This window comes from Mesorhizobium sp. M7A.F.Ca.CA.004.12.1.1 (assembly GCF_003997835.1).
GTDB lineage: Bacteria > Pseudomonadota > Alphaproteobacteria > Rhizobiales > Rhizobiaceae > Mesorhizobium.
This window is the reverse complement of record NZ_RZRK01001482.1, coordinates 1-506: the sequence shown is the minus strand read 5'-3', so window position 1 is coordinate 506 and position 506 is coordinate 1. Positions and strand designations below refer to the sequence as shown.

1 protein-coding gene is annotated in these 506 nt (G+C 66.6%); it reads left to right on the top strand.

The genetic code is table 11. The features are described from left to right. The coding region (locus EN984_RS37140) for a nucleotidyltransferase family protein (protein ID WP_164766053.1) at positions 1-506 on the top strand (506 nt) is incomplete at both ends.

Below are 506 nucleotides of genomic sequence, written 5' to 3'. Positions count from 1 at the left end.
AAAGGGCGCCAGCCGCATTGCCTTGAACGCGTCGGCGCAGCGTGGCCGGGTGGCGCATGATATCGACATATTGGTGCGCCCGCGCGACATGGCTGCCGTCTTCGACATCTTGCGCGATCGCGACTGGCAGATCGCCTCGGGCGTCAGCGCGCAATATCTGCGAACCCGGTTGGCGTCGCTGCGGTCGATGAACTTCTTCAAGGGCCGTTTCGGTGACATCGACCTGCACCAGCTCGGCTATGACGGGTCGCAGACGAGCGCGGAAGACGACCTGGCCATCTGGCAACGGGCGGTCCCGGCACAATTCAGCGGCGTCGCGGTCTTCGTGCCGTCGCCGGCCGATCGCATGGCCCTGGCCATCGCCCATGGCGGCCTCGACGCCCATACCCACAGCGACTGGCTTGTCGACTGCGCGGTCGCCATCCATGGCGAAGACGTCGATTGGGACACGTTCCTCGACATCGTCGGCAGACGCGGCCTGGCGGTTCCAGCGGCGGGGGGGGTTT